The organism is Paenibacillus sp. AD87, from assembly GCF_001659845.1.
Lineage (GTDB): Bacteria > Bacillota > Bacilli > Paenibacillales > Paenibacillaceae > Paenibacillus > Paenibacillus marchantiae.
Window position 1 is genome coordinate 706112 of the sequence record NZ_LXQN01000007.1, and the last position, 26567, is coordinate 732678.

Annotated in this window: 16 protein-coding genes and 1 pseudogene; 10 read left to right on the top strand and 7 right to left on the bottom strand. The window is 47.0% G+C overall.

Translation table 11 applies throughout. The features are described from left to right. Positions 1 to 48: 48 nt before the first annotated feature. Genes gpAD87_RS03220 through nagZ form a run of 4 tightly spaced genes read left to right on the top strand, consistent with a single transcriptional unit; the run spans position 49 to position 7755 of the window. A complete protein-coding gene (locus gpAD87_RS03220; protein ID WP_064636188.1) occupies positions 49 to 2325 on the top strand; it encodes an Ig-like domain-containing protein in 2277 nt (758 codons plus the stop codon). A gap of 39 nt (positions 2326 to 2364) precedes the next feature. Beyond that, positions 2365 to 3147: a glucosamine-6-phosphate deaminase gene (locus tag gpAD87_RS03225; protein ID WP_064636190.1), complete on the top strand. Its 783-nt coding sequence runs from the start codon at positions 2365 to 2367 to the stop codon at positions 3145 to 3147. Next, a complete protein-coding gene (locus tag gpAD87_RS03230; RefSeq protein ID WP_231952425.1) occupies positions 3144 to 4307 on the top strand; it encodes an N-acetylglucosamine-6-phosphate deacetylase in 1164 nt (387 codons plus the stop codon). Before gpAD87_RS03225 ends, gpAD87_RS03230 begins: the two co-directional genes overlap by 4 nt. 10 nt (positions 4308 to 4317) lie before the next feature. After that, complete coding sequence (nagZ, locus tag gpAD87_RS32425; protein ID WP_231952426.1) at positions 4318 to 7755, top strand: beta-N-acetylhexosaminidase; 3438 nt, start codon at positions 4318 to 4320, stop codon at positions 7753 to 7755. A 336-nt stretch (positions 7756 to 8091) separates the two neighbouring features. Here the strand turns inward: nagZ and gpAD87_RS03245 are convergent, their stop codons facing one another. The 3 genes from gpAD87_RS03245 to gpAD87_RS03255 all read right to left on the bottom strand — a co-directional run bounded on the left by gpAD87_RS03245 (position 8092) and on the right by gpAD87_RS03255 (position 10371). After that, complete coding sequence (locus gpAD87_RS03245) at positions 8092 to 8949, bottom strand: type II CAAX endopeptidase family protein (RefSeq protein ID WP_064636194.1); 858 nt, start codon at positions 8947 to 8949, stop codon at positions 8092 to 8094. 295 nt (positions 8950 to 9244) lie between these two features. Next, positions 9245 to 9964: an SDR family NAD(P)-dependent oxidoreductase gene (locus gpAD87_RS03250; protein ID WP_063565428.1), complete on the bottom strand. Its 720-nt coding sequence runs from the start codon at positions 9962 to 9964 to the stop codon at positions 9245 to 9247. A 44-nt stretch (positions 9965 to 10008) separates the two neighbouring features. Then, positions 10009 to 10371, bottom strand: a complete 363-nt coding sequence (locus gpAD87_RS03255; RefSeq protein ID WP_064636196.1) for a winged helix-turn-helix transcriptional regulator — start codon at positions 10369 to 10371, stop codon at positions 10009 to 10011. A 199-nt stretch (positions 10372 to 10570) separates the two neighbouring features. Between gpAD87_RS03255 and gpAD87_RS03260 the strand changes: the two genes are divergently transcribed. Beyond that, entirely contained in the window at positions 10571 to 11107 is a 537-nt protein-coding gene (locus tag gpAD87_RS03260) for an NAD(P)H-dependent oxidoreductase (protein ID WP_063565430.1), read from the top strand. 18 nt (positions 11108 to 11125) lie between these two features. On the opposite strand, the gene gpAD87_RS03265 is transcribed toward gpAD87_RS03260, so the two are convergent. Then, positions 11126 to 11881, bottom strand: a complete 756-nt coding sequence (locus gpAD87_RS03265) for an ankyrin repeat domain-containing protein (protein WP_231952427.1) — start codon at positions 11879 to 11881, stop codon at positions 11126 to 11128. 459 nt (positions 11882 to 12340) lie between these two features. On the opposite strand from gpAD87_RS03265, the gene gpAD87_RS03270 reads away from it, so the two are divergent. The 3 genes from gpAD87_RS03270 (at position 12341) to gpAD87_RS03280 (ending at position 16077) form a co-directional block, all read left to right on the top strand. Next, positions 12341 to 14128 (top strand): AraC family transcriptional regulator, encoded by a 1788-nt coding sequence (locus gpAD87_RS03270; RefSeq protein WP_197521363.1) that lies wholly within the window; start codon positions 12341 to 12343, stop codon positions 14126 to 14128. 91 nt (positions 14129 to 14219) lie between these two features. Next, entirely contained in the window at positions 14220 to 15260 is a 1041-nt protein-coding gene (locus tag gpAD87_RS03275; RefSeq protein WP_064636202.1) for an NAD(P)/FAD-dependent oxidoreductase, read from the top strand. A 229-nt stretch (positions 15261 to 15489) separates the two neighbouring features. Next, positions 15490 to 16077 carry an imm11 family protein gene (locus tag gpAD87_RS03280; protein WP_064636204.1) on the top strand — a complete coding sequence of 196 codons (588 nt, stop codon included), beginning with the start codon at positions 15490 to 15492 and terminating at the stop codon, positions 16075 to 16077. A gap of 61 nt (positions 16078 to 16138) precedes the next feature. Here gpAD87_RS03280 and gpAD87_RS03285 read toward each other — a convergent pair. Continuing rightward, positions 16139 to 16462, bottom strand: a pseudogene (locus gpAD87_RS03285) (sulfurtransferase); the annotation flags it as partial. A 283-nt stretch (positions 16463 to 16745) separates the two neighbouring features. On the opposite strand from gpAD87_RS03285, the gene gpAD87_RS03290 reads away from it, so the two are divergent. Beyond that, complete coding sequence (locus gpAD87_RS03290) at positions 16746 to 21086, top strand: AAA family ATPase (protein ID WP_197521364.1); 4341 nt, start codon at positions 16746 to 16748, stop codon at positions 21084 to 21086. Positions 21087 to 21348: 262 nt separating this feature from the next. After that, a complete protein-coding gene (locus tag gpAD87_RS03295) occupies positions 21349 to 24207 on the top strand; it encodes an S-layer homology domain-containing protein (RefSeq protein WP_064636209.1) in 2859 nt (952 codons plus the stop codon). Between the two features lie 260 nt (positions 24208 to 24467). On the opposite strand, the gene gpAD87_RS03300 is transcribed toward gpAD87_RS03295, so the two are convergent. Both gpAD87_RS03300 and gpAD87_RS03305 read right to left on the bottom strand, forming a co-directional pair. Beyond that, entirely contained in the window at positions 24468 to 25304 is an 837-nt protein-coding gene (locus gpAD87_RS03300) for a sulfurtransferase (protein ID WP_064636210.1), read from the bottom strand. 100 nt (positions 25305 to 25404) lie between these two features. Then, entirely contained in the window at positions 25405 to 26349 is a 945-nt protein-coding gene (locus gpAD87_RS03305) for a DMT family transporter (protein WP_064636212.1), read from the bottom strand. Positions 26350 to 26567 lie beyond the last annotated feature (218 nt).

A 26567-nucleotide genomic window follows, 5' to 3' on the forward strand; every position in this document is an offset into this window, starting at 1 on the left:
GCACAGAAATCCTAGACCATTACAGAATGGCAAAAGGAGGCTTCGCTTATGAAAAAGCAGCATCTGCGTGTGAACTCCGGATTCAAACTGGGATTGTTTCTGTTGATCTGTATGGTGACGATTGGAATAGCTGTCCCTGGCAAGGCAGAAGCGGCGGGTTCAATATCACTGGACGCGCCTGCGGGCGGATATGTATCGGATGGAGGTGTGGTGGAAATTGGGGGCAGTTATACCGACCTGTATGACATTCGACTGTTTGTGGACGGAACGGCTCAATTCGAAGTGGTATTAAATGATCCAGATGGGGATGACAGCGGCACTTGGTCTTATATGCTGGATACCTCAGCTTATAACGGGACTGTGGAACTGGTGGTTCGTGGACTGGATACATCCACCCGTTACGGGGTATGGGGAGCGCCTGCCATCCTTACCGTTAATAACCCGGCAGGTGCTGTTCCTGTAGTAACCATCACGGGACCATCTGAGGGCGCTTCTCTTAGCGGCCAGGTGGAGATCTCTGTCGAGACCAGCTCTCCACTTCCGATCATGCTGGTAGAGGTTCGGGTGAACCGTGGGCCATGGGAGGAAGCTGTTCAGGAAGGGCCTGCATATGTATACACCTGGGACACGGCGGGACTTGGCGATCGTACGGTCAGTCTGGAGGCCAGAGCGGCCAGCGCACCGGAGCGTTATGGTTATAGCCCGACGGTGTATGCTCAGGTTGGAACCGGGACGCATGAGACTGCCGCTCCTCTTCCTGTACAGGAGCGGGCCATGTGGATCTGGGAACCGGAGAGTTATAAGCTGCTGCTGAACCCTGGATCGCGCCAGGTGCTGGAGTCATTCATCACCGATACGCAGACATTTGGCCAAACACCGGTCCAGACGCTTTATCTTGCAGTAGGCGGTTATGCCGGATACGATGCACTGGAAGCCCAGGAAGTGGAGTTGCGCTCTTTCGTGAGTTGGGCGCACAGCAAAAATTTGCAGGTGCATGCGTTAATTGCAGGCGGCACTACACCGGCCTATATGGGCGCTTACGAGAAATATCACCATCATGCTGTGCAGGAAATGGAGCAGGTGATCAATTACAATCTTGCAGCGGGGGATACGGAGAAGTTTGACGGCATCAATGTGGATATTGAGCCTTATATCTCTCCCGACTTTAAAGACCCAAGTCATTTCCTGCAGAAGGAATACCTGGATGGCCTGCAAAAGATGATTGATCGCCGGGATACCGCAGGTATTCGGCTTCCGTTCGGCCCTGCTGTGCCCAAGTGGTATGACACATCGGATCAAGCAGCGAATATTTCATGGAATGGATCCAGCAAATGGCTGTCTGAGCATGTTCAAGATATCTCCGACTATATCTCCATTATGGATTACCGGGATACGGCGGATGGCTCCGCTGGCATTATTGCCGGGGCTGCTGGAGAGCTGGCTTATGCGGATCAGATCGGCAAGCCGAATTCCGTGGTGATTGGTGTGGAAACGCTGGATATCGCCAATAGCGGAGACCCGGAGACCATTACCTTCTGGGAGGAGGGGCGTATCCACATGGAAGCCGAGCTAGATAAGGTATATGCAGCTTACGGGCAGAGCAGCGCCTTTGGCGGTATTGCCGTCCATCACTATGATTCCTACCGGGCACTTCCTTCTTATTGGGGGCCGGGCGGTGTAGTTTGGACAGCGCCGGATGATCAGGAAGCTCCTTCCGCCCTTTCAGGGGTTCCTTCCATTGAGGCGACTGATTATCAGACTGTACATCTGAATTATGGAATGGCTTCGGATAACATGGAAGTGGAACGCTATGTGATATACCGAAGTACCGTGCAGGGGTTCACGCCTGTCGCTACGGATATCGTTGGACTCGCCCGCGCCCTGAATTACCAGGACAAGGGACTGCTGCCGGATACGACATACTATTATCGTATTGCGGCCCGTGATTTGCGTGGCAATATCGGGCCTCTCACCGATGAAGTGTCGGCGACCACTGGTAGCACCCCATTGAAGCCACTGATTGTAACGGACATGAATCTGGTCTATGGGGGATCAGGGGTATCTGTCACTCTGAAGGTCAGAGATTATGATACAGGCGCGGTACTTGCGGGGGCGAAAGTCGAGGGGAGATTTACTTATTCGGCGGGGCGTTACACCAGCGGGACAACCGGAGTGGATGGGAGCGTGACGCTTGTCTCGGAAGCGGTGGGACCGGGCAGACAGGTTGGTTTTGAACCTCGCAGAATCCGTTACAACGGCTATTACTACGCAGTAGGTCATGATTCGCCGCATACAACGCTGCTGATGTTGAATGTCAGCAACTGAACAAGCAGACGAGAAATGGCTTGAAGGAGGAGGAAGCACATGAATGTGAATGACTTGGTGGAACCGCTCAAGACTCATATCGTTGAGCATATGTCTGTGCAGGTTTATGCTGATCGGAATCAGATGGGGGCAGCGGCTGCAGCTGCGGTTGGGGCCAGATTAAGACAGCTGCTTCAGGATTCGGAGCGTCAGGTACGCATGGTGTTCGCTGCTGCTCCTTCGCAAAACGAATTGTATGAAGGTCTGGTACGGGAGCAAGGTATTGATTGGTCAAGGGTCTGTGCCTTTCATATGGATGAATATATGTATCTGCCGCCAACGGCTCCCCAGCGATTTGGTCAATATTTAACGAATCGGCTGTTCAATCGGGTGCAGCCTGGGCGGGTGGAGCTGTTGGATGGGCTACACGATGTGGAGCAGGAGTGTCAGAGATATGGGGAACTGTTGCGTGCGGCTCCTATTGATATCGTCTGCCTCGGGATCGGAGAAAATGGGCATATCGCCTTCAATGATCCGCCTGTTGCCGATTTTAAAGACTCGAGGATCGTCAAAGCGGTAAAACTGGACGAAGCTTGTCGCCGTCAGCAGGTGAACGATGGCTGCTTTGCCCATCTGGATGATGTGCCTGCGGAGGCTTTGACCCTGACTGTGCCAACGTTGATGGCTGGAAGGGAGCTGTTCGCAATTGTACCGGGAGCATCCAAGCGGCGTGCACTTGCGGCAGCTTTACATGATCCGATCAGCACGGCATGTCCTGCCACTATCCTGCGTACACATCCCGGAATCACGATGTTCACAGACCGGGAAGCCTACGGCCTGTGAACGTGTCAATGATCGGGAAGCACTACAGAACAGGGCTGCCCATTGAGGTCGGGATCAGAGAGGGACGTATTACTGCTATTACTGAACTTGAAGTGTCGCCTCCCGTAGATTGCCTGCCCTGGCTTGCGCCCGGACTGGTGGATTTACAGGTGAACGGCGGATGGGGGCTGGATCTGAATACAGCTCCGCTATGTCCAGATACGGTAGTGCAGCTGACCCGGAAGCTGCAAAGCCAAGGTGTTACAAGCTATTGCCCGACGTTGATTACGAACAGTTCCGTACGGCTGGCTGAGGCGGCTTCCGTCATCGCAAAAGCCGTTCGGCTGAACCCGGATGCAGCCGAGGGGATTGTGGGCATTCATCTGGAAGGCCCATTCCTCTCGCCGGAGGATGGCCCACGCGGCGCCCACCCAAGGCAGCATATTGTTCCGCCTGATTGGGAGGCCCTTACCCGTTGGCAGGAAGCCGCCGAAGGATTGATTCGCATCATTACCCTTTCCCCGGAGTGGCCTGGTTCAGCTTCATTTATTGTCCAGTGCTGCGAATCCGGCATTCTTGTCTCGATTGGACATACGGCAGCAACGTCAGAGCAGATCAGGGAAGCAGTCTCCGCAGGAGCAGTGATGTCTACACATCTTGGCAACGGTGCACACCTGATGCTTCCTCGTCATCCGAACTACCTGTGGGAGCAGCTGGCAGCCGATGAGTTGTATGGGTGCATGATAGCGGATGGTCATCATCTTCCGCTGTCCGTGCTGGCCGTAATTCTCCGGATGAAACGAAATCGCGCCATTCTGGTCAGCGATGCCGTCTCGCTGAGCGGTATGCCGCCAGGTTCCTACCACCTGCATATCGGTGGAGATGTGGTATTGACGGCGGAAGGTCGGCTGCACCTTGCCGGCCAGCCTGAGCTGTTGGCTGGTTCGGCGATGATGCTGCCGGATCAGGTAGGATATCTTGTGGAAGCGGGGTTGTGCGGGCTTCCCGATGCCTGGGACTGTGCATCGGTGCATCCGGCCCGGCTGCTTGGGCTTAAACAGGCTGCCGGACTTGAGGTCGGAGCGCCTGCGGATATCGTTAGCTTCAACATCGATGGTGGAAAGTTAAGTGTTTTGCAGTGTTGGAAGAATGGCCGGATCAGTCCACAGAGCCGAGAATAGGAGGAGAGCGATGCCGAGCTTGATACCACAACCGAAGCAAATTGCAGCGAGCGAAGGAGAAGCCTTGCGACTGAATGGCGAGGAAAAATGGGGTCTTTTCATGGAACAGGATGATCCCAGATTGGAAATTCATTGCCGCAGGGCATTTCCGGGAATGGAATATATATGCTCCAGAATAGAAAAGGGTTATTTGTTAGTAATCGGACGTTTCTCAGAGCAGGAAACGAAGCAGGTGGTCAATGATGAGGACCACGGATCGCATGCAGTTCATGAAGTTCTGGGAGCGCAACAGAATAGCCAGGTCATTCCTGATGTCCCTTCATTTACTCAACAAGACAGAATGGATCTGACTGGGCTTGCCGGACGTCCACAAGGGTATAAGCTGGAGGTGTCGGCGGGAAGGGCTGAAGTCTACGCACTGGATGCGGCGGGTCTATTTTATGGATTGCAGACATTGGTACAACTGCTTGGACCGGATGGGAGCATCCCGGCGGTGTCCATAACCGACTGGCCGGATACACCTATGCGGGCAATGAACTTTGACCTGCGTCAGACGTTCTCGAAGCCGGAACTGTTGACGAAGTATTTGGCTGAATTCGCCCGTTATAAGACGAACGCAATTTTGATTGAATACGAGGATAAGTTCCCATTTCAGTCGCATCCCGAGTTCGCACATCTACAGCATGCGTTAAGTCGTTCACAGCTGGAAGAACTGAAGAGTAACGCCCATGAGCACTTTATAGAGATCATTCCGCTCCAGCAGAGCTTTGGACATCTGGAATATGTATTACGCCACGAAGGTTGGCGGCATCTTCGCGAGACAGAGCAGTCCACCGGGGAGATCTGCCCATCGCATCCGGAAACCTTTGGATTGATAACCACCTTACTTGAGGAGATGATCGAGGCTCATCCAGATTCGCGTTATATCCATCTCGGCTGTGACGAGGTCTATAGCCTATGCGAATGCGAACGCTGCAAAATTGAGTTTGGAAGCGTGCGTGAACGAGCTTTTATCGCCTTTTTGAACCGTCTGATTGCATTTACGGCAGAACGGGGGAAACAGCCGATTTTCTGGCATGACATGCTGGATAAATGCCCGCCAGGGGAACTGGCTAAGCTGGATCAGCGAAGTGTCGCCATGATCTGGATCTACAACGGGCGCAATATCGAAGCGGAGGTTACTTCGCATGCCAATAAATTCAGGGCGCTCGGCATTGAAGTGATGGGAGCGCCAGCAGTCCGCAGCTTTGATTGGGCTGAGCACCAGAATTACCCGGTACTGCTGAACCGGACAGACAACTTGCTTCAGTGGGCAGAGACGGCCGACAAGCTGGATCTTGGCTGCGTGGTTGCTACCAACTGGACGGGGCCTTTCAGCCTCGGTGTTCCGTATGGTATTTTTGAAACCACCTGGTACCCCATGCTGCTGCATGCAGATTTGGCCTGGAACCGCAAGGCAGATACCGCAACCTTTATCGACCGATTTCTGGAACGGTTTCATGGCATTGATCCTGTTACGGGACATAACCTTCTCGGCAATTACAGGGTGGAGGATTATTATGATGTGATCTGGAAGCTGATGGACGAAGTGCGCGAGCACAAGGAAGAAGCGGAACTGATTGCGATCATGCATAATTTTGAGGTGGCGACAGATCGTTCGCGGGCGATCCATAAGTATGCCTACCGCTGGGAGCTGTATCCCGGAGACGATGCGGAGTGGCGCTCACTCCATAACAATTATACGAGAAACCGCCGTGGACGTGAGGGTGTCCTGCCTCAGATGAAGGCTGCGCTGGAGCGTTACCAGCCCTCTGATATGGCGGAGCATTTTGTGAAATCGAGGTTCTATCTGCATGATTATCTGGAGCGCACGCTCTATCAAGAACTGGGTCTGAACGCAATCCATCCGCAAGCTGATCTGAAGGCATTGAGTCTGGAAGACAAAATAGCCCTGATGTGCGTAGTAGGCACACCATCGACTGGGGCCGAGCCGGAGTTTCGCGGCAGAATGGCACAGCACCGATTTGGGGGTATCGGCATCTTCCCCCATAATATTGAGAGCGAGCAGCAGACACATGCGCTACTTGCTGAAGTAAAGAACATAGCTAGAGAGAGTGGTAGTCCTCTGCCTTATTACGTTTCAGTAGATGAAGAGGGTGGAACCCTATCCAAGTTTAAGTCCTTTTTTCCCTACGTCCCTGGCAACAGGGCAGCCGGGTTAAGTGAAGATCCGGAAGCCGCCCGTTTGCTCGGTAAAATCATCGGCAGTGAGCTGCACTCCCTTGGTATTCCCATGAACTGGGCACCAGTGCTAGATGTGAACACGAATATAGATAATCCGGTTGTGGGTGTTCGCTCCTTCGGAGAGAACCCGCAGCTGGTGGCCCAATTCGGCCGCGCCTATATTCAGGGGATGCATGAAGCAGGTGTAGCCGTGACGGCAAAGCATTTTCCCGGCCACGGGCAAGTGAGCGGAGACTCGCATATTGTCCTGCCCGAGTGTGAGCTGACGATTGAACAGTTGATGGAGGGTCCGTTGCTTCCCTTTGTTGAAGCAATTCAAGCCGGTGTGGATTCAATCATGATGGGTCATCTGGTGTTTCCAAACATCCCGGAATCGGGCGGACTCCCAGCATCACTCAGTCCTTTTTTTGCCACGGAACTGCTGCGGAAGCAGTTGGACTTTACGGGGGTGATCTGCACGGATGATATCGAAATGGGGGCAATTCGCAAAAATTTCAGCCCGGAAGACGTGGGGGTACTGGCCGTTCAGGCGGGGAACGATATGATCCTGATGTGCCATACGCCGGAGTTTCAGAGTCGGGTCATCACGGGTATTCTGTCAGCTGTACGGGATGGGCGAATCAATGAGGAGCAAATCGACGAGTCGGTTCTTCGTATTCGGCAGCTGTATGACCAATTCCGGCAGTACCAAGCGGCTGCACAGCCGATTCCCAGAGAGCAGTGGGGAGAGGCGGCACTGAAGCTGGCTCGTATGACCGTGAAAGTTAGCCGGGACCCGCAGGGCCTGTTGCCACTCAAGGATTCGCTGAAATATTTGCTGATACTGCCGCAGCAGGAGCAATTGACTCAGGCCGATAATAGTGGTTCTGCGGAGATCAGGTTAGCCTCCCTGTTGAGGGATGAAGGCTTGGCTGTGCAAACGTGCTACTGCGCAATGAAGCCGGATGCCGAGCAGATAAAGTCCCTGGTTCTACAAGCTGCTGATGTGGATGTCGTTATCCAGGGAACCCTTAATGCCCATCTATTCACAGGCCAGCTGGATCTGGCTGAGGCTTTGGCTGCGGTTAAGCCACTGCTGAATCTGGTGCTGCGCAATCCCTATGATGACACCTCACTGCCACAGACAGCCGCATGCATTCTGCTGTGTTCCACCTCCGATTACTCCCTGCGGGCACTGGTGGAGTGCATGACAGCATCAAAGTGACTTTTCAATGATGAGCTGTTCAATAGAGTAATGAAACATATCCAAAAGCACAAAAGCATGCATGTATTTTCCAGCCTTCATTCTTACAAGTGATCTAGTCTGAAAGCCAGGATCCAATGACGGGAAATCGAAAAGCCCGCTACTTTGCGGGCTTTTGTCAATTTTAAGACTTTGATGTTCTTCCCTAGACAACACGTTCACTTAGCTCCGAATTCTGTCACTCGCTTCTTGTGCAAAGATGTTATTAGGATAATGGGCCATAACCCGTTGGCTAACTAGACTACAACAACGTCGTCTTCTCAAAAAGTTTTATATATCCTCACCTAAAACAATAGTTTATAGCTGTCTTATGATAAGAGGCTTTCTCGACATCATCCATGCTGTAATCAGCAAGGCGAGAGCCACTAATATTCCGGATTCTCCAGTCCATAGCAGAACGTTTCTTCCACTGGAAGATATATCGAAGGCATCCTGAATCACGGCATTCCAACATGCATGGAGGAAAATCGCAGGCCATATGCTGCCCGTTGTTAAGCGCAAGCGGCTGATCAGATAACTGAAAGAGGTCACTGAAATCATAAATAAGATAACCGATAAGGCTGGATAGGGACCGGAATAATAATTTGCAAAAAGCATTACGGGAAGGTGCCATACACCCCAAATAATTCCGCTCGTCAGCACGGGTCTAGGTACACGGGCGTTAATCAGTCGAGTCAGCATATAGCCCCTCCAGCCAAGCTCCTCTCCTGAACTGCTGATTATACCGATTGCAGTACCCGCAAACATTTGAAAAAGTATTGTTCCTGCAAGGATAACACCAGATGGGCCTTCAATGAATGAGTCCGGTGTAACATACTGAACCAGCCCCGTAATCCATGCGATTCCATAAGCAAATAAACCAATGACAACTGGAAACAGCAAGATGAAAGGCAACGTTTTCAGTGTCTGCTTTCCACCAATTCGCAGGGAAATATCCGAGATGCCTTCACGCAGTACGATACGGGCGAAGATGGAGGACAAGCCAGGTGTCCACATGAGGAGCAGACCGAAAATCGGTGCTTTCATGATCAGTACATAACTAAGGATGGAGAGCGGGAAGAGCATGGCAAAGAAAACGAGCAGTCCTCGCCTGGCTTTTTGGACTTTTTCCTCCTCTGAACTCGTGCTGGGCATGGTGCTGAAATTTGTTCTCATTGTGATAGCTCCTTTTATCAAAATATGTATATCGCTTTGCAGTATAGCAGTGGATATATCCTAATCAGAACAAACTCAAGCCCAGTCTTTGTCCAAGACCCTAGCCCAGGGAGGACAGGACTAAAGTATAGTGAGGTTTTTTAAAATTGAAATGAATTTAAGCCATATGTTAGTCCATTTAATAAAATGTTAACTTCCTTTGCGGCAGCACAAAGAGCACGTTTCCAACGCGCTCTTTATGTTTGTTCTTCTCTGGTTGTCATGGAAATTCTTTTTAATCCCGTTGAAATTTTAATTAAGCATTCAAATCCGTAATTGCCGGAATGTTAATTTCTTTTACACAGGCTGCATTGGACAGGCTGACGATGCATTTTACGATAGAAACCATATCCTGAAGAGGGATGCGTGTACCATTATATTCGGAAAGAGCGCGGTCAATGCCATCTTTATATGGAACTTCGGCTGCGAGTTCTCCCGGGTTGATACACGTAACCGCGATTCGGTCTTTTCTTGTATGTTCTCTCAAGGCTTCTGTAACCCCACGAATGGCAAATTTGGAGGCCACAAAAGATACCTGAGTACTGTTCGCATTGCTCAGACCCGCAGTCGAGCCAATAAGAATGATTTTGCCTGCTGTTGATTTCCTAAGGTGGGGTAATAAGGCCTGAATGCACACAATAGTGGATGTTACATTCACATGAATCAGATTACTGATGTCGGCTGGGGTGTCCTTATCGAACGTATAGTGGTCCTCGAACCCCTCTTTTTCCCAAATGCCCACATTGTAAATGAGAACATCCAAAGTCTCGTTCTGAAGCGCATCGCAGATCTGTTTGGATGCATGGAGATCAGACAGATCTGCCTGTATCCATATGCGTTCTACGCCATCGTCCAGCTTCAAGTTGTCAGGTTTCGTGCGAGACACGACCCAGACTTTATCGCCTTGCTCGGGCACACCCCTGACAAATGCATCTCCTAATCCTTTGCTAGCACCAAATACAAGATAGTTTTTCAATTCTAGTCTCCTTCTTTTCAAAGTGTCGTTCTATGGGTACCAGCTCAAAGAGCAGGCTCTTTATTTTCCAATAGTATAATTTCTTCTCCTTGTTGTTGCCTTAATGCTATATTTTCCCGCCCCCATGTGCACATCACATCCACAATCTTGTTGGCGGTAACTCCATACTCTGTAAGGCTGTATTCGACTTTGGGCGGCATCTGTTGGTAAACATGTCTTCTGACAAGGCCGTCCTTCTCAAGCTCACGTAATTGCTGGATCAGGACCTTTTGCGAGATACCGTCTATACTGCGCTGTAATTCGCCTGTCCTTTTCACGCCAGACATTAATAAACATATGATTAGCGCTTTCCATTTGCCGCCCATAATTTCGAGTGTCGCTTCGATTCCCAGGTTATATTGCTTCATGACATATCACCTCGTTCATGTTACATCTTGTTGATGTGCTATAACTAATTATTTTCTCACAATATGGCTGATGAAGTCCATACACACTTTGAAGTAACCATCTTACTTTCGGGTGTGCATTTTCTTTTTTTCAGGCTTATATGATAATGGCCATATTCGAAAAAGAAGTCTGAAACTGAACCGAGAAAGGAATGTAAATATGAGAACACTCGTCATTCTGGCGCATCCCAATATAGAGGTTTCAAGAGTAAATCAACGCTGGAAAGAGGAGCTGCTGCAACACTCGAGCGAGATTACAATCCATGAGATTTATAAAGCATATCCTGATTGGAACATCGATGTGTCCAGAGAACAGAAGTTACTCGAAGCATATGATCATATTATTTTGCAGTTTCCGTTATATTGGTACAGCTATCCGCCTTTGCTAAAAAAGTGGCTAGATGATGTTTTTACTTATGGATGGGCGTATGGATCAACAGGTAACAAACTGCATGGGAAAAAGATGGGCTTGGCCATGTCCATTGGCGATAAGAAGGAAAATTACACGAGGGAGGGTTCAGTATCTTTTACCTTAGATGAGGTAGTCACGCCTTTCAAAGCCAGCATAAATCATGTTGGCGCCGTAGCCTTACCGTATTTTGCAGTCTTCGGTGCCTCATTCCAAGCAACCGATGAAGAAATTAACCAAAGTGCACAAGATTATATCCGATATGTCTATGAGCAAGGTAGACCTTAACTGCTGTAACCCCAAATATCAATCCAGTTCGCTTGCAGATTTAGCGCCTTGACGGTCAAGCCACTGAATTAGTTCATGAGAAAAACTACGTTTTGCTGTGTCCAGTGGTGTTAACCCATCCCAGGTGGATATCCAGTTCAGTTCGGCACCTTGTTCAAGGAGATATTGTGCTGATTGTCGTTGTCCTCCGTGGCAAGCGCACCAGAAGGCGATGGTAACCTTGTCGGGAGGAAAAGAGCTGCTTGCTCCCCAAGGATAGCGCTCAGGAAGCTTGTCCCCTTTAAAATGGGCCTTTATTGCGTCGATCTGTCCAAGCGCAGCCGCATGCCAAAGTGCAATAATCGCTCCCCGTTCAACCAATCGACGTGCTGCACGCCACTGAGCGAATGCTACTGCGTCGTCCAGTGGCGTGCCACCGGCGATCACTGCACCGGACGCTTCGATATCGGCGCCAACATCAAGAAGCGCGTCAAGCACGTTAATGTCATCTGAGCTCGCAGCCCAATGAAGTGGTGTCTCGTTGTTCGAACCCATGAAGCGACTGTTCACTTCTGCACCGAACTCAACTAATAACTTTACGGTATCCGATCCATGTGGGAAGTGACCTGGCCAGTCTGTCACCACATGCAACAGCGTTCGAGATATGCTAGAACTCTCACCTTCGTTGCTAGGATCTCTTTCAATAATTCTTGTCATGGCCAACCCTGAATTTTCTGCGAGTAGTCTCCTTAGCGATGGAATATCCCCAGTGTGAATCGCTTGGACAACGCTCACTGCAAGTCGTTCATCTTCGTAAATAAATTCCATACTCAACTCTCCTTCCGAATAAATACTCAGATTAAACCAAAACGATTCATTTTAGCTATTTGTAAATTTTCGCTGTACTTTACATATTCGTGGAATGATTATAATGTCCTGGGGAGAGGTGTACCTACCCAACTACATCAAGGTTTATTTTTCGACCTCATACTACGATCGTTGAGAGTTATAGTTATAATAATAAATGGACTAATATACTTACTGTATATTGAGTTCACTAAGTTATATATAAACCAATGATTTTTGAGGAGCTGAAAAGCCATCTTACATTTAAATGAACATCTTTTACTATGGAACAAGGCATCTATTAAAATAATGGATATTCGCCATATCACGATGCAAATGAAGGAGGACCTTCACGCCTACCGGTTCCCCGCTAGCTGCTTCTTATACACGGTGCGTGGCAATGCAGTTATGCAGCTGGATGGAAATGATCATCAAGTCACACGATTCCATATTTTGCATGGTGGAAAGGGCTGTTGCCTGAATATTTTGCCTGTTGAAGAAGTCCTTGATTATTATATGATTTATTACAAAGCCAGCATCCCACTTCCTGAACGTCAAGACATTCTGGACATGATGGAACACCGTAATCCCTTCCGGCTTCAATATGGCTTTGCACCAGATCATCCTGTTTCCTTGTCGGACAAAGTACAATACATGATGACAGCATGGGAAGAGCAAGGACCATTGGAACAGTTCCATGTAAAGTCATTATTTTATCAATTTGTATACGAGTTGCTATGGCAAATCCACAATCGACGCGAACCTACAATAAAGCCAGACCTGATTGCACAAATGAAATACTATATGCAGGAACACTATGCTGAACCCATTACAATGGACCTGTTAGCAGAGCTCATGGACACCAGTCCAAGACATTTATCAAGACTATTCAAACGCCAGACAGGTCATAGTCCAATTGATTTTGTCATTCAAATCCGTATGAACAAAGCGAAGGAACTGCTGCTTGCTACAAATGCTACTTTACAAGAAATTGCCAAGGCTGTTGGTTATCCGGATGGATATTATCTAGCTAAAATGTTCAAAAAATATATGGGTATTGCACCCATTCGTTATCGAAAGCAGCATGCAAGTCCTAATGTACCATCCACAGTGGCACGATTAGGTATTGTAGAGGATGAGACTTCCTTATATATTGATAATGATTATCATAATCAGCATATATTTGAGGAGGAATTATTGATGTACAGAAGTAGAAAGACACCCTTAGCTATCACATTATTACTTTGTTTAACCCTATTGCTCAGCGCGTGTTCAACTGGTGGGACAGGGAGTCCTTCAGCAAATGAAGGCACCGGAAAGTCAACGAACCAGGTAGAGGCCAACAGCTCCAATCCTACAGCTACAACATCTCAAACGAAGACCGTAACCACCATAAAAGGGGATATTGAAGTGCCGGTTAATCCACAACGAGTAGTTGTCCTGTATTTAATGGGTGATTTACTTGCATTAGGTGTAAATCCTGTTGGGATCTCTTCTGTAGAAGAAGGAGCAGCTTTTGCGAGCGAACTGGATGGTGTTACCTCCTTGGGTGCATTCAAACCAGACCCGGAAGCAGTAACTGCGCTTAATCCCGATCTCATTATCGTTACCAATGAAGAAATATATGAGGGGCTCAAAAAAATTGCCCCTACAGTATACATTCCTTATGATCTCCCAGTAGAAGAACGTATGAAATTGCTTGGTGAAATTCTAGGTAAAGAGGGACAAGCTCAGGAAATGCTGGATAACTTTCGCAAAAAGGTTGAGCAAAGTAAGGAAAAACTTAAACAAGCAGGTATTTTGGATAAAACCGCGACTATTATGGAAAGCAACAAAGGTTCTATGGCTGTAATGACAGGCTTGGGTTATGGACGGGGTTCGCAGATTATTTATCAATATTTAGGGATGAAAGCACCTGAAGTCTTGCAACGCGAAATTGAAAACGCAAGGAACGATGCGACTAGCAAGGACGTTTCTTATGAAGTATTACATGAATATGTAGGTGATTATATATTCCGTTCTAGCTTTGAAGGAATGATAGATCTTTCTAACAATACCATTTGGAACAACCTCCCAGCAGTCAAAGAAGGACGTCTGATTGATATGAGCTTTGGTTTATTTTTCTACAATGATATATATTCGCTAGACAAACAGCTTGACTTTATTGTGGACAGCTTGCTTAAAACCGTGGATTAATTGTAGAATCATCTTTCTGTTGGATAAGGTGAATAGAGCCTGAACTCATTAACGCCTATGTTACAATAGGGTGAAAAAGGAGGAGTCATTATTGATTAAACAAAAAATTGTGATTATTGGCGCAGGGATTGTGGGGGCATCCATGGCCTATCATCTGGCCAAACGAAATCAAGATGTAACCGTTATTGAACGACATCCTGCAGCGGCGCGTGAAGTCACGGAAAAATCGTTTGCCTGGATACATACTACTCATAGGGTGGCTCCCGATTACTGGCATTTGTACGATGCATCTTTGGAAGAATATCATACGCTTCAGCAAGAGTTACCCGAACTGAAAATTCATTGGCATGGAGCGCTAACTTGGGACACTCCACCCCTAAGGGAGCAACCCCACTTTCAAAAATTAAACCGGGAGCAGCTTGAGGCATTGGAGCCGAATCTGCTGGACTATCCGGATGAAGCGATGTATGTCAGTGAAGAAGGTGCGGTAGACCCTATAGGGGTAACGGAGCTGTTGTTGAGCAAAGCGAGGGAGTACGGAGCAAAGGTTCAGTTCGATACCAACGTTACACAGCTTCAGCAAGAAGGTTCCCGCTTGGTCGGCGTGCATACGTCCAACGGTTTTCTGGAGTCGGATGTCGTAGTATTGGCCGCAGGTGCAGGCGTCCCCGAACTTTGCAACCCGTTAGGTTGCCTGGTGCCAGTAACGGTGTCGCCTTCCATTCTAATTCGGATGAAAACTACGAATAGACTGATACGTACATTAATCTCAAATTCGCAGTTTGAAGCGCGTCAACTGACGGATTATACCCTGCTTGCTGCGGAAGATTATATCGACGAGTCGCAGGAAAACGGACCAGAGGCGGTTGGTAAGCGAGCGTTCGACACGTTGCGTCGCAGTCTTAAAGATGGGAATCAACTGGAACTGGAAAGTATAAAGGTCGGGATGAGACCTATGCCTGAAGACGGCTATCCGATTGTGGGTTTCCAAGATCACGTAAAGGGACTTTATCTAACAGTGATGCATTCTGCAATTACGCTGGCGCCACTGATTGCACGTCTGGCTGCAAGTGAAATCATCGATCGGGAATCAAGAAGTGAATTAGACCCTTGTCGACTCTCCCGATTTTAGGACTATACGAAAAATAAAAGAGTACATCGCCACATGACAGATGTACTCTATATTACATACTATATATTTGCTTAATTCTGCTATTCCTCCTCCGTCGCCACAGGATCCCCCTCATAACTAATCCGTTCGCTCCAGCTCTCGGAATACAACTCCATGTTCGTAAACCCTGCCATTTAACCTCTTTGTAGTTGATTGAAAAGCACTTCATTCGGAAAGGAGATATCATTCTATGAACTATTATTTTCTGGAATCTCAATATCCACGTCGAGGGTTTATTAGTGGCGGAACGACCTTCACTCCCGAATTAGATATGAATTATTTGGCGATAGAGAATCCGCTGCCAGAGGGGACAACGGCAGATGTTGAGTTACTGTCTACGGTGCGCAACCTGAATGTAGATTATTTTGAGACGATCACAGGAACGAGACACGTATCAGATCGTTTTAAAACGCTGTTGGAGGAAACTAAAACAAATACACAGTTTATTCCGACAACGGTGTGTTACCACGACGGTCGTTCGGTTGAAAAAACCTATTGGACTGCACATCAGCTTGATCGTTTGGATGTTTTCGATTATGAACGTTCGGAATATGGGCGCAAAGCGGTCATTGCTGCATCTGTACAACAGCCTCCACGTAAGATCGTCAAAGTTGTATCTCGAATCTGCCTTCATGAAGAGCGAATTGGCGAGCATGAATTTTTTTTGCTGGATTATATAAATATCTTCAAACCCATTGTTTCAAAAGATTTTTACGAAGTATGCCGAAAACATAAACTGAATCTGAACGTTACAGAAGTCGGAAATGTAAGCATCTAACATTCTATATTGATATAATGACAGCACAAAGAAGCCCACGTTTGACGTGGACTCTTTGGTTTTATTTTTCTCCCGTAGCAACCGCATTCCCCTCATACGAAATCCAGTCGCTCCAGCTTCCGGCATACAGCTTCACGTTCGTATATCCCGCTTCTTCCAGCGCAATCACATTCGGGCAAGCAGAGACACCGGAACCGCAATACACGATGATGGCTTCATCCTTGTCCAGCTTGCTGAAACGTTCTTCTAACGCCCCCGCACCTGTCCAGCGTCCATCCGAATCCAATACGTCTTTCCAAAAGTAGTTCAACGCACCTGGAATATGTCCGGCCTTGGCATCAATCGGTTCCTCCAGACCAGCGTAGCGGCGGGCATCGCGGGAGTCAAAATTGACACTTCAATATATCTATAAATTTTGTGCCATATAATCAGCTTGAAAATATACCCTAGATAATGAAAGTGATGTTAAGATGAGATTTCTCTATATCCGGACGAATCTTTTTGTACCTGATTATGATCAAGAAAAGCGCTCATCTCGAATGATGCAAAGATTTGCAATCTATAATGGATACTTAATGATAGAATAAGATGAAATATAGAATCATTGAATAATCCAGTAGTTTGAAAAATCAAATGGAGGAATGGAACACTTGGTGCAGGCAGACAGAATGACCTTAAAAGAATGGCTGGATGAGACCCCGGTAGTCGTTCAGACGTTTTTACATATGGCTATATCTATTACAGAACAGGTTCATGCTGTACATAAGCGAGGCTCGGTCTTGGGTAATTTGAATCCCGCTCATATTTGGATTGAGTTGGAAACTCAGCTGGCTGTGATCGAGGAAATGGGTGAGACGGATTATGTATATATCTCACCAGAGCAAACGGGAAGACTGAATCGTTGGCCTGATGAGCGAAGTGATTTATATGTGTTAGGAATGATCTATTATGAAATGCTCACAGGAAAAGCACCGTTTCAGGCCGAGAGTGCTGAAGAGTACGGACATGCACATCTAGCTATGGTTCCCAAAGGGCTGAGAGAGCTGCGTCCAGAGCATTCCGAATCACTGGAAGCGATTATTATGAAGCTGTTGTCCAAGTCGCCAGATGAGCGTTATCAGAGCACATATGGACTGTTAATGGATCTGAAGAGATGTTTCTCTTCATTAATCGAAGAAGGTTATATCTCACCCTTTGACATTTCGCGTGCTGATGAAGCAAGCCGTTTTCGAATGCCCAGGACACTTTTTGGCCGTGAGAGGGAAGAAGAGAAGCTTCGCGAAGCATATGAACAGGTTCGTTCTGGCGAATCAGTGTTAATGTTGGTTAGCGGTCAGGCGGGGAGTGGGAAAACGGCACTCATCCGGCAATTTCAAATGCAACATATAAAAAAATGCGGTCTGTTCTTGGAGGCAAAATGTGAACCGAAGAATCACGATGTTCCCTTCTCACCGATACTTCAGGTACTTCGAAAGTTGATTAAGCACACGTTGGGTGAAGCACCAGAGCGAGTGGACATGGTGAAGACCAGAATAGCAAAAGTATTAGGGCAGGGCGCAGGTGTTCTTGCAGCACTCCTTCCGGAAGTGCAAGCCCTACTTGGCGAAATTCCTGCTGTGGAAGCTCTCCCACCTGCTGAGGCAACGATTCGACTCCACCGTCTGGTTCCTATATTTATAAAAGCATTTATTGACAGAGAACATTCACTTGTTCTATTCCTGGATGATCTCCAATGGGCCGATTCAGCTACTTTGGAAGTCCTTCGTACCATTGTACATGATAAAGTATTGCAGGGTTTATTCATCATAGGGACTTTCCGTGAGGAAGCCATGCCAGAAGGAATAAGTAGCGCAGATCCCGAAGCTGCAGCAACCGTATGGATTGAAAACGTTTTTGCCTTGAAAGGAAGTTATACTCCGATTTCGTTCCAGCATATTGCATTATCCCCCCTGTCCTATAATGAGGTTAGACGATTTGTATCACAGATCTTGAATGAAAACACGGTTAGGATTCGCTTGCTTGCGGAGTCGTTATATCATCGAACGGGTGGGAACCCTTTATTTTTACACCGTCTACTAGATAGCCTGTATAGGGAAAGAAAGATCTATTTCGATGAGGAATCATCCATGTGGACTTGGGAAGAAGCTATAGTAACACAGATACCTTCAGACCCGGGTGTTCTTCATTTCATTGGTGAACGTATACGGAAGCTACCGACAGACCAGATGGAGTTGCTTGTTATTGCAGCGGCTATTGGTCATCGCTTTCCTCCTTCAACGCTCGCTCTGGTAAGTGGCCGTTCCGTTACCTATACACGACAGTGTTTACAATTTTTCGAGGAAGAGGGTTTATTGTACCGAGAGTATGATGCCCATGAAACGGAAGAGAGTTATTATAGGTTTCTACATGACAGGGTACAGCAGGCTGCTTATATGTCTGTTCCAAAATCAGCGAAAGCAGCCCTACATCTGAAAATTGGACGCGTGCTGCGTACTAATTCATCGGCCCAACAGGAAGATGCTATTTTCGATATGGTGTACCATTTAAATCTAGGTATGGACGATATGGTGGAGGAGTCAGAGAGAAACGAATTGGCTGAATACAATCTTCAGGCAGGTCTGAAATCGAAAGCTGCGACTGCATATGCAGCCGCCCTGCACTATTTCGAAGTGGGATTACGACTTGTGAAGGATGACGAGAAGAGAACAGATTCACTGGTCTATTGTTTGCTGCTGGAGATGCCAGAATGTGAATATATGTGTGGTCGCCAGGCTGCTGCGGAAGAATTGCTCAACCGGTTAATGCACTGTACAACAGACTTGGTTAGACGCTCGCAGATCTATCTGATAAGGATTGGTATGTATAGTTATCTGAAGAAAAATGATATGGCCGTACAGATCGGGCGGCAAGCGCTGGAGGAATTCGGTTGGAAACTACCGCTCAAACCTCATAAAGCAGTAATCGTCAAAGAAGTGATGCTGACGCAAATAGCGTTGCATAACAACCGTAAAAATCTTGCTCACTTACCCATAAATCGTGACCCACATTATAAAGCGTTATCTGATCTTATCATGTCGATATCAACGTCCGTCTTTACTATAAGTCTGGAGTTAACTGCCGTGTTATTCTCAAGATTTATTCGGTATGGTCTGAGGCATGGGAACAACGAAGCTTTTGCGTTTATACTGGCTGGATATGGCTTGGTCATTCTTAGAAATAAAATCTCTCTGTCTCGTACCGGACTTCATTATATTGATACGGCTATCCTTCTATCTGCCTCATTCGATAGTATGGACTTGCAGTGTCGGCTGAACTACATCGGAGGGCTTGCGAGGCTTCAACAGAATCCGAAAGCAGGCTTCGAGCATTTAGAGAAATCGATGCACTATGGGATGGAATCTGCCAATCTGACTTATGTAAGTATTTCGATGTTAACGAGTGTGACAACGCATATCGGTGATTTGCATGCATTGAATGCACGGATTTCAGAGTATGAAGAAATTTCTCAGATGCTTGTAGATGAGGAAACTCACAGCATATTCCGGATTGCAAGATGGTATACCGTGAAATTACAGGGTGAGAACGAAGAAAGCGATAAAGTCGTTTTGACTTTAAAAAGTAGTCGTTCGGAGGAAACATTGAATAACGAGGTATATTATCTCTGTACCTGCCAGATTGAAATTGCTTATTTGGAAGGACGGTATCATGACGCGCTTGACTGGGTAGAGGAAGGGCGGTTCAACACGTTTAGGCAGACACGGATGCAAGTTCGCAAGCAGCACATCTATCACTCGTTAACTCTTGCTGCTATGTATGATGATTCGCCGGAAGAGGAGCGTGAACATATCCGTTCCAAGCTTACTAAACTGTTGCATTCAATGAAGAATTGGACGGGGTATTATGGGAATCAATCTTCAGCTTATCTACTCGTCACTGCCGAACTCAAGCGGATTAATGCGCATCGGGCAGCTGCGACGAAAGGCTATGATGAAGCGATTCGTACTGCGCGATTAGAGAGTCATTCTTTAATGGAGGGTATTTCGTTAGAACGGGCCGCGATTTTCTATAGAGAAGCGGGCAGTTCAATTGGAGCAAATACCCTCATGGCAGATGCTTGTGCTGCTTATTCAATCTGGGGGGCTATTACCAAAGTCAGAGAACTGAAAGAGATGTACCCCGAGTTAGGATCAGTATCAAGTGTACCGGTAACACCGTACAGGATGATGGTGAAAGAGGTTGGCGTTACATTGAAGAGGGAAAAGACACCCATAATCGCAAGCGAGAGGACGCTATTGCAGCAAATCTCCGAATGGTCCAGTACAGAGATCAACGAAACGGTACTCCGTCGTTTCCTCGAAACCGTAATTAGACATTCAGGCGCGGTGAAAGGGTATATACTGAACAGCAATGAAGGACGCTTTTCCATTACGGATCAGGCAGGTGGGTCGCTGCATGCTCAAGAAGCTATTGTCTACGCGGAGTCTATTGCTCGATATGTGATCAAAACGGGCGAAGCGGTTATGCTTGCAGATGCTTCGCGCAGCTTCTATGCAGCGGATTCTTATATTCGTCGGGTTGAGTCAAAATCGGCTCTATGTATGCCCATTCTTGTTCCAGGTAAACCATTGCTATCGGTTCTTTATTTGGAAAATAACTTCATTTCCGGTGTGTTTACCAAGGAGGTAGTGGACATGCTGGATCTGATGATCACTCGGATGGTATACCTCAAATCACTGGAGGAATCCCATATACTTACAATCGCTTCCGGTGATGCAGAGCCTCCTCTTGCAGCCACATTGACGGAGGATCGGACGGAGTTGCTTGAGCAATTTACGAAACGAGAAAAAGAGATTTTGCACGTTCTGATGGATGGTTTTTCTAACAAGGAAATTGCTAATCAACTGGGATTAACTGAAGGAACCGTTAAAAGTTATGTTTATCGTATATATGGAAAATTAGGAGTGAACCGTCGCGCTCATGCGATTGCACGAGCAAGAGAACTTCTTTAAGAAGATGCAATGTATGGAATAGAGTAATGTAGAAGCCGATCATTAACGTCGTAAGGGGCGCTGATATTGGCTTTTTCGACTTTTTTTGCGTCATACTCACTTTAGTGAGTATTCTTTTTCAAACCCTAATAATATGATAGGCCTTTACAAAGTGCTATGACAAATATCATGAAATGGGAGTGAAAGAAATTCTATGGTACAGAGGGCAGGAACAGGTAGAGCAAGGAGCAAGACTAGTTTAATAGGAATGCTGTGTTTGGTCATGATGATTTCATTATTTGGACCTATGGTGAATCCTTCGCAGGTATTTGCGGCGACAGGCTTTAGTGGCGGAACGGGAACGGCAGGTGACCCCTATATCATTACAACACCTGAGCAGTTAAATAGCATTCGCAGTTATGGTAGTAGCTACTTTAAGCTCGGGGATAATATTGATTTAACGGACTACCTTTCTCCAACGGGTGCAGGATATAATGGTGGTCAATATTGGACACCTATTTCTTATTTTTCAGGCACTTTGGATGGTGATGGTTACACGATCAAGGGACTGAAAATAAAAAATAATAATAATTTTATCGGTCTCTTTGGAGACTTGGCTTCGGGTTCTTATATAAAAAATATTGGATTGGAAAATGTGGAGATCATTAGTAGCGGGATGTTTGTAGGCGGTATAGCAGGTGCCCAAAGGAGTCAGTCAACAATATCAAACAGTTATGTGACTGGTGACGTTAAAGGAGCTAACTATGTAGGGGGCCTGATCGGATATCAAGATACAGGTGTGGTTGTAAACAGCTATTCTACAGCTAAAGTTCATGCTTCATCTCAACAAGCAGGTGGTTTAATAGGGCTTGAATATCAAAGTTCGACCAAAAATAGTTATGCTGCAGGTAGCATTACTGGCAGCAACACTACCGGTGGGTTGGTGGGCGGTACTTATCCAGCTCCTAACGCTAGCGTACACGTGGATACCTATTATGATCGAGAAGTTTCAGGGCAATGGGATAATTCAGGGAAAGGTGTACCTAAGACAACTGCGGAGATGAAAACGATTTCCACATTTTCGACTTGGGATTTTGACAATGAGTGGTTTATCAAAGAGGGGCATTATCCTCAACTGCAAGTGTTCCTGGCTGACACGCCTAGAGCAGATATTGAAGGTGGGCTTGTCGCGTGGAAATCACAGATCGCGCTTAGCAGCGGGACGACGAACGCATCAATCTATTATACAACGAACGGCGATGAACCAACGCTGAACAGTACACTATACGTCTCACCGATCGTGGTGACGGAAGATATGACGATTAAGGCGATTGCTGTTAAAGGAACGACATATAATGAAGTGATGACCGAAAGCTATAGGGTTATAGGAAAAGCAGCAGCACCCACAACGGGAAGTTTGTTGCCAGGGACAGATTTTGACACCACGCAATTAAATGGTGTTACGGATGAAATGGAGTACAAAGTAAATAACGGGAATTACACTGCAGTTACAGCGGATGATACTTCGGTTGATAACATTAGTGTACAAGCAGGAGATACAATCTCTGTCCGTATAGCGGCAGAACCAAGTGTTCCAGCATCTGAAGTTCAAGTCTTAACGGTTGGCCTAGCGGATATTCATACCAGAAGCACCGAGTCCACGTTAACCTTAACCATTGGAACCGTAAGTACAGGTGGCACATCGAATGAAACGATCACGAACATTCCTTACGGAACAACTTTAGCCACGTTTAAGGCAGCAATCACACCGACAGCTGGTGCAACGTTTGAAGTCTATGAGGCGAATGGAGTAGATCCAGCTGTCACATTAGAGACAGGGAACAAGGTTATTGTTACAGCACAGGATACAACAACGAAGACTACGTACACCGTAACGATACAAGAAGGTCCACCAGGGGTGTATTTGTCACCTGGAACAAACGTGGATACAACGCGTTTGAATGGTGTTACGGATGCGATGGAGTACAACGTAAATTACGAGAGTTATGTTGCCATTGCAACGGGTGATACTTCAGTAGATAACATTAGTGTACAAGCAGGGGATGAGATCATTGTACGTACAGCGGCCACACTGGATACACCGGCATCCGCTGAGCAAGTATTGACGGTTGATCCAGCGGACATAAAGGCCAAGAGCAGAGTGTCCACGTTAACCTCAACCATTGGAACGGTGAGCACAGGTGGCACATTGAATGAAACGATTACGAACATTCCATACGGAACAACGTTAGCTGCGTTGAAGGTAGCGATTACACCAGCAGCCGATGCGACATTTGAAGTATATGAGGCGGACGGAATAACTCCAGCGGTTACATTAGCAACGGGGAACAAAGTTATTGTTACGGCACAGGATACAACCACGAAGACTATTTATGTCGTGAGAGTGGAATCAGCAACAACACCAACAACACCAACGACACCAACAACACCAACAACACCAGCACCAACGGTACCAACGCCGACACCTACTGAACCAACGCCAGTACCAACAGAACCATCGCCAACACTTGTCGTAAGTAAACTTATTTACAGTGACAAAGTGGATAAAAAAGTAGTAGCTGAAATTAAACTAAAGGCTGAATTAGCAAGTCCAACATCCTTTAGCGATGTGAAAATGACTTCTTGGAGTTATGCTGACATTGATTACGCTACACGAGCTGGAATCATAAAAGGGTATAAAGACGGTTCATTCCGAGGTGAGAGCAAAGTAACACGTGGGGAATTTGCTCAAATGCTCGTAAAAGCACTGGGACTTACAGCTACAGGAACTGAAGTTGTTACAGATGCAACGGGTCATTTTGCTGAAAATGCGATTCGAACCCTGCTAGAAAAAGGAATCATGACTGGATATGCAGATGGAAGTTTCGGACCTAATCGTGACATTACACGAGCTGAAATCGCAGCATTACTAGCTAGAGTACTTGATGTAACCCTGCTAGATACCAACTCAAATTTTGGGGATATTGATGGTAGCTGGGCAAAAGATCAAATTAACGCATTAGGTAATGCCGGAATTATAAATGGTAAGAAGGTACATGAATTCACGCCTAATGCCAACGCTACCCGAGCAGAATCAGTCGCGTTGATCGTTCGACTTCTTAAGTTGGTACCTACGGAATAAATAGTAAAGCAATACAATCGTCGCTTAGCATAAACAATTCAAAAAGAACGACTTCTGGGAGCCTGATTCTAGAAAGTAATACTTTAGGGGGATTATAGTTTATGTGATTTGTAACTGTTCTCGCCTTTCCTCAGAGTGATTCCGTGTTGATTTCTGCTCTCATTGGCGATGTATGAACCAGAAATTGGCGTATTTACAGAAATGTCTATAACAAATCAAAGCCCGCGACATTCGCGGGCTTTCTCTTGATCTATTACACGTTATTCCTCTCCGGTAGCCACCGGATTCTCCTCATAACTAATCCAGTCGCTCCAGCTTCCAGAATACAACTTCACATTCGAATATCCCGCTTCTTCCAGCGCAATCACATTTGGGCAAGCGGAGACACCGGAACCGCAATACACGATAATCGCGCCATCCTTGTCTAGCTTGTTAAAGCGTTTCTCCGCATCTTGTTCGCTCGTCCAGCATCCTTCCGAATCCAGCACATCTTTCCAAAAATAATTCAGTGCGCCAGGAATATGTCCAGCCTTAGCATCAATGGGTTCCTCCAGTCCAGCATAGCGGCGGGCATCGCGGGAGTCGATCAACACGGCGCTGCCACTTGCAGAGACTTGTTGCACATCCTGCACACTTGCCAGCATCTGAGGCTGTAAGTTCACCTCAAACGAAGACGGAATCTGAACAGGCACATCGATAGTCACTGGAAACTTGGCATTCTGCCAGGCAGAGAAGCCTTCGTCCATGATATACACCTGTTCATGTCCCATATAACGAAGTAACCACCATAATCGCGAAGCGTTCATACCACCTTGGTCATCGTAGGCAATAATACGTGCATTCGAGCCGATGCCAGCTTTGGATAGACGACTTGCCAGCTCAGCCGGATCTGGTAGCGGGTGACGTCCTCCGTGGGTAGATACAGGAGCGGAAAGATCCTTTTCCAGATCGAGATAAACGGCACCTGGAATATGTCCAGCCTCGTAAGCTTGTCTTCCGGCATCCGGTTGACCGAGCAGGAATCGGCAATCGGCAATGACGACATCTGGTTCATACATTCTGGCGAGCAGCCAGCGCATGGATACAATATTTTTCATGAAAACACACCGCCTTATATGTAGTGGGATGGATTCAACCGGAATCTGCGTGATGCAGGTCCCAGTTGTTTTTTTACAAATATTCGAATACAAACACAAGTTACACCACTGTAGGTTCGACTGATCCTTTTCCAGCTACAGGAGCATCTGAGGGAATAGGCTGTGGTTTGGTTTTGCCATATCGAATGAAGATCCATACCCCGAAAATAATGACAACCCCGGCAGACAACTGAAGCCCGTTGAGGGATTCACCGAGTAGCATCCAGGCCAGTAGAGAGGAGAATACAGGTTCCCCCAGTACCCCCATCGATACCGTTGTAGCATTCATATACTGAAGCAGCCAGTTGAAAAGATAATGCCCAAAGATGGTTGGCACGATTGCGAGCAACAGGAAAATGCCCCACTCGGAAGCCGCATAACCACCAAACGGGTGACCATTAACCAGATTATATACCGCAAGCGTACAGGCAGCTACGAAAAATACCCAGAAGTTATAGGAGAATGCACTCAGTCCGGCACGTAAAAACTGTCCTAGCAGCATGTGTACCGCCACAGCGATCGTTCCGAGTAAAGAAAGAATATCCCCTCGCAGCGCTGTGCCTGCCAACTGGAAATCTCCAGCTCCAATAGCGATCGATCCAAGCAGGGCAACGCCCATACCGATGATCATCATGCGATTGATTTTGGCTTTGAACAGCCAGACGGAACCCGCAAGAATCAATATAGGCTCCAAAGCGAGAATGACCGTTGAACTGGCTACACTCGTAAGCCGAAGCGATCCCATCCAGAGCAGAAAGTGCAGTGCAAGCATCACGCCGGATGCGAGCAGTAAAGCCCACTGTCTGAAGTTTAAACGCATCATCTCGTGCCGATATTTCCACACAAAAGGCAGCATTAGCAGATTGGTGAGGAACAGTCGGTACATCGCAATGACGGCGACGTCGGATGTGGACCAGCGTACAAAGATGGAAGAAAACGAAATGGCAATAATGCCGACAAAGAATAGCAGAAAGATCGATCTGCCGGCACGGTTCAAGCTAGTCATGGATGTAGCTCCTTCTTGAAGTCAAATGGCGTAAATCAATTTATTATACAGGAGAATGTATCCGCAGGAAAAGTATAAGAAAAGAAATAGATAAGTAGATTGTAACCGGCCTTGTAACTATTCTGTCATTCTCACGGACTATTTTTCTATTAATCTTCTATATAGAGACATGAAACGATATAATGTACCAATAATCGGGAAAAAATGAAAGTAAGGAA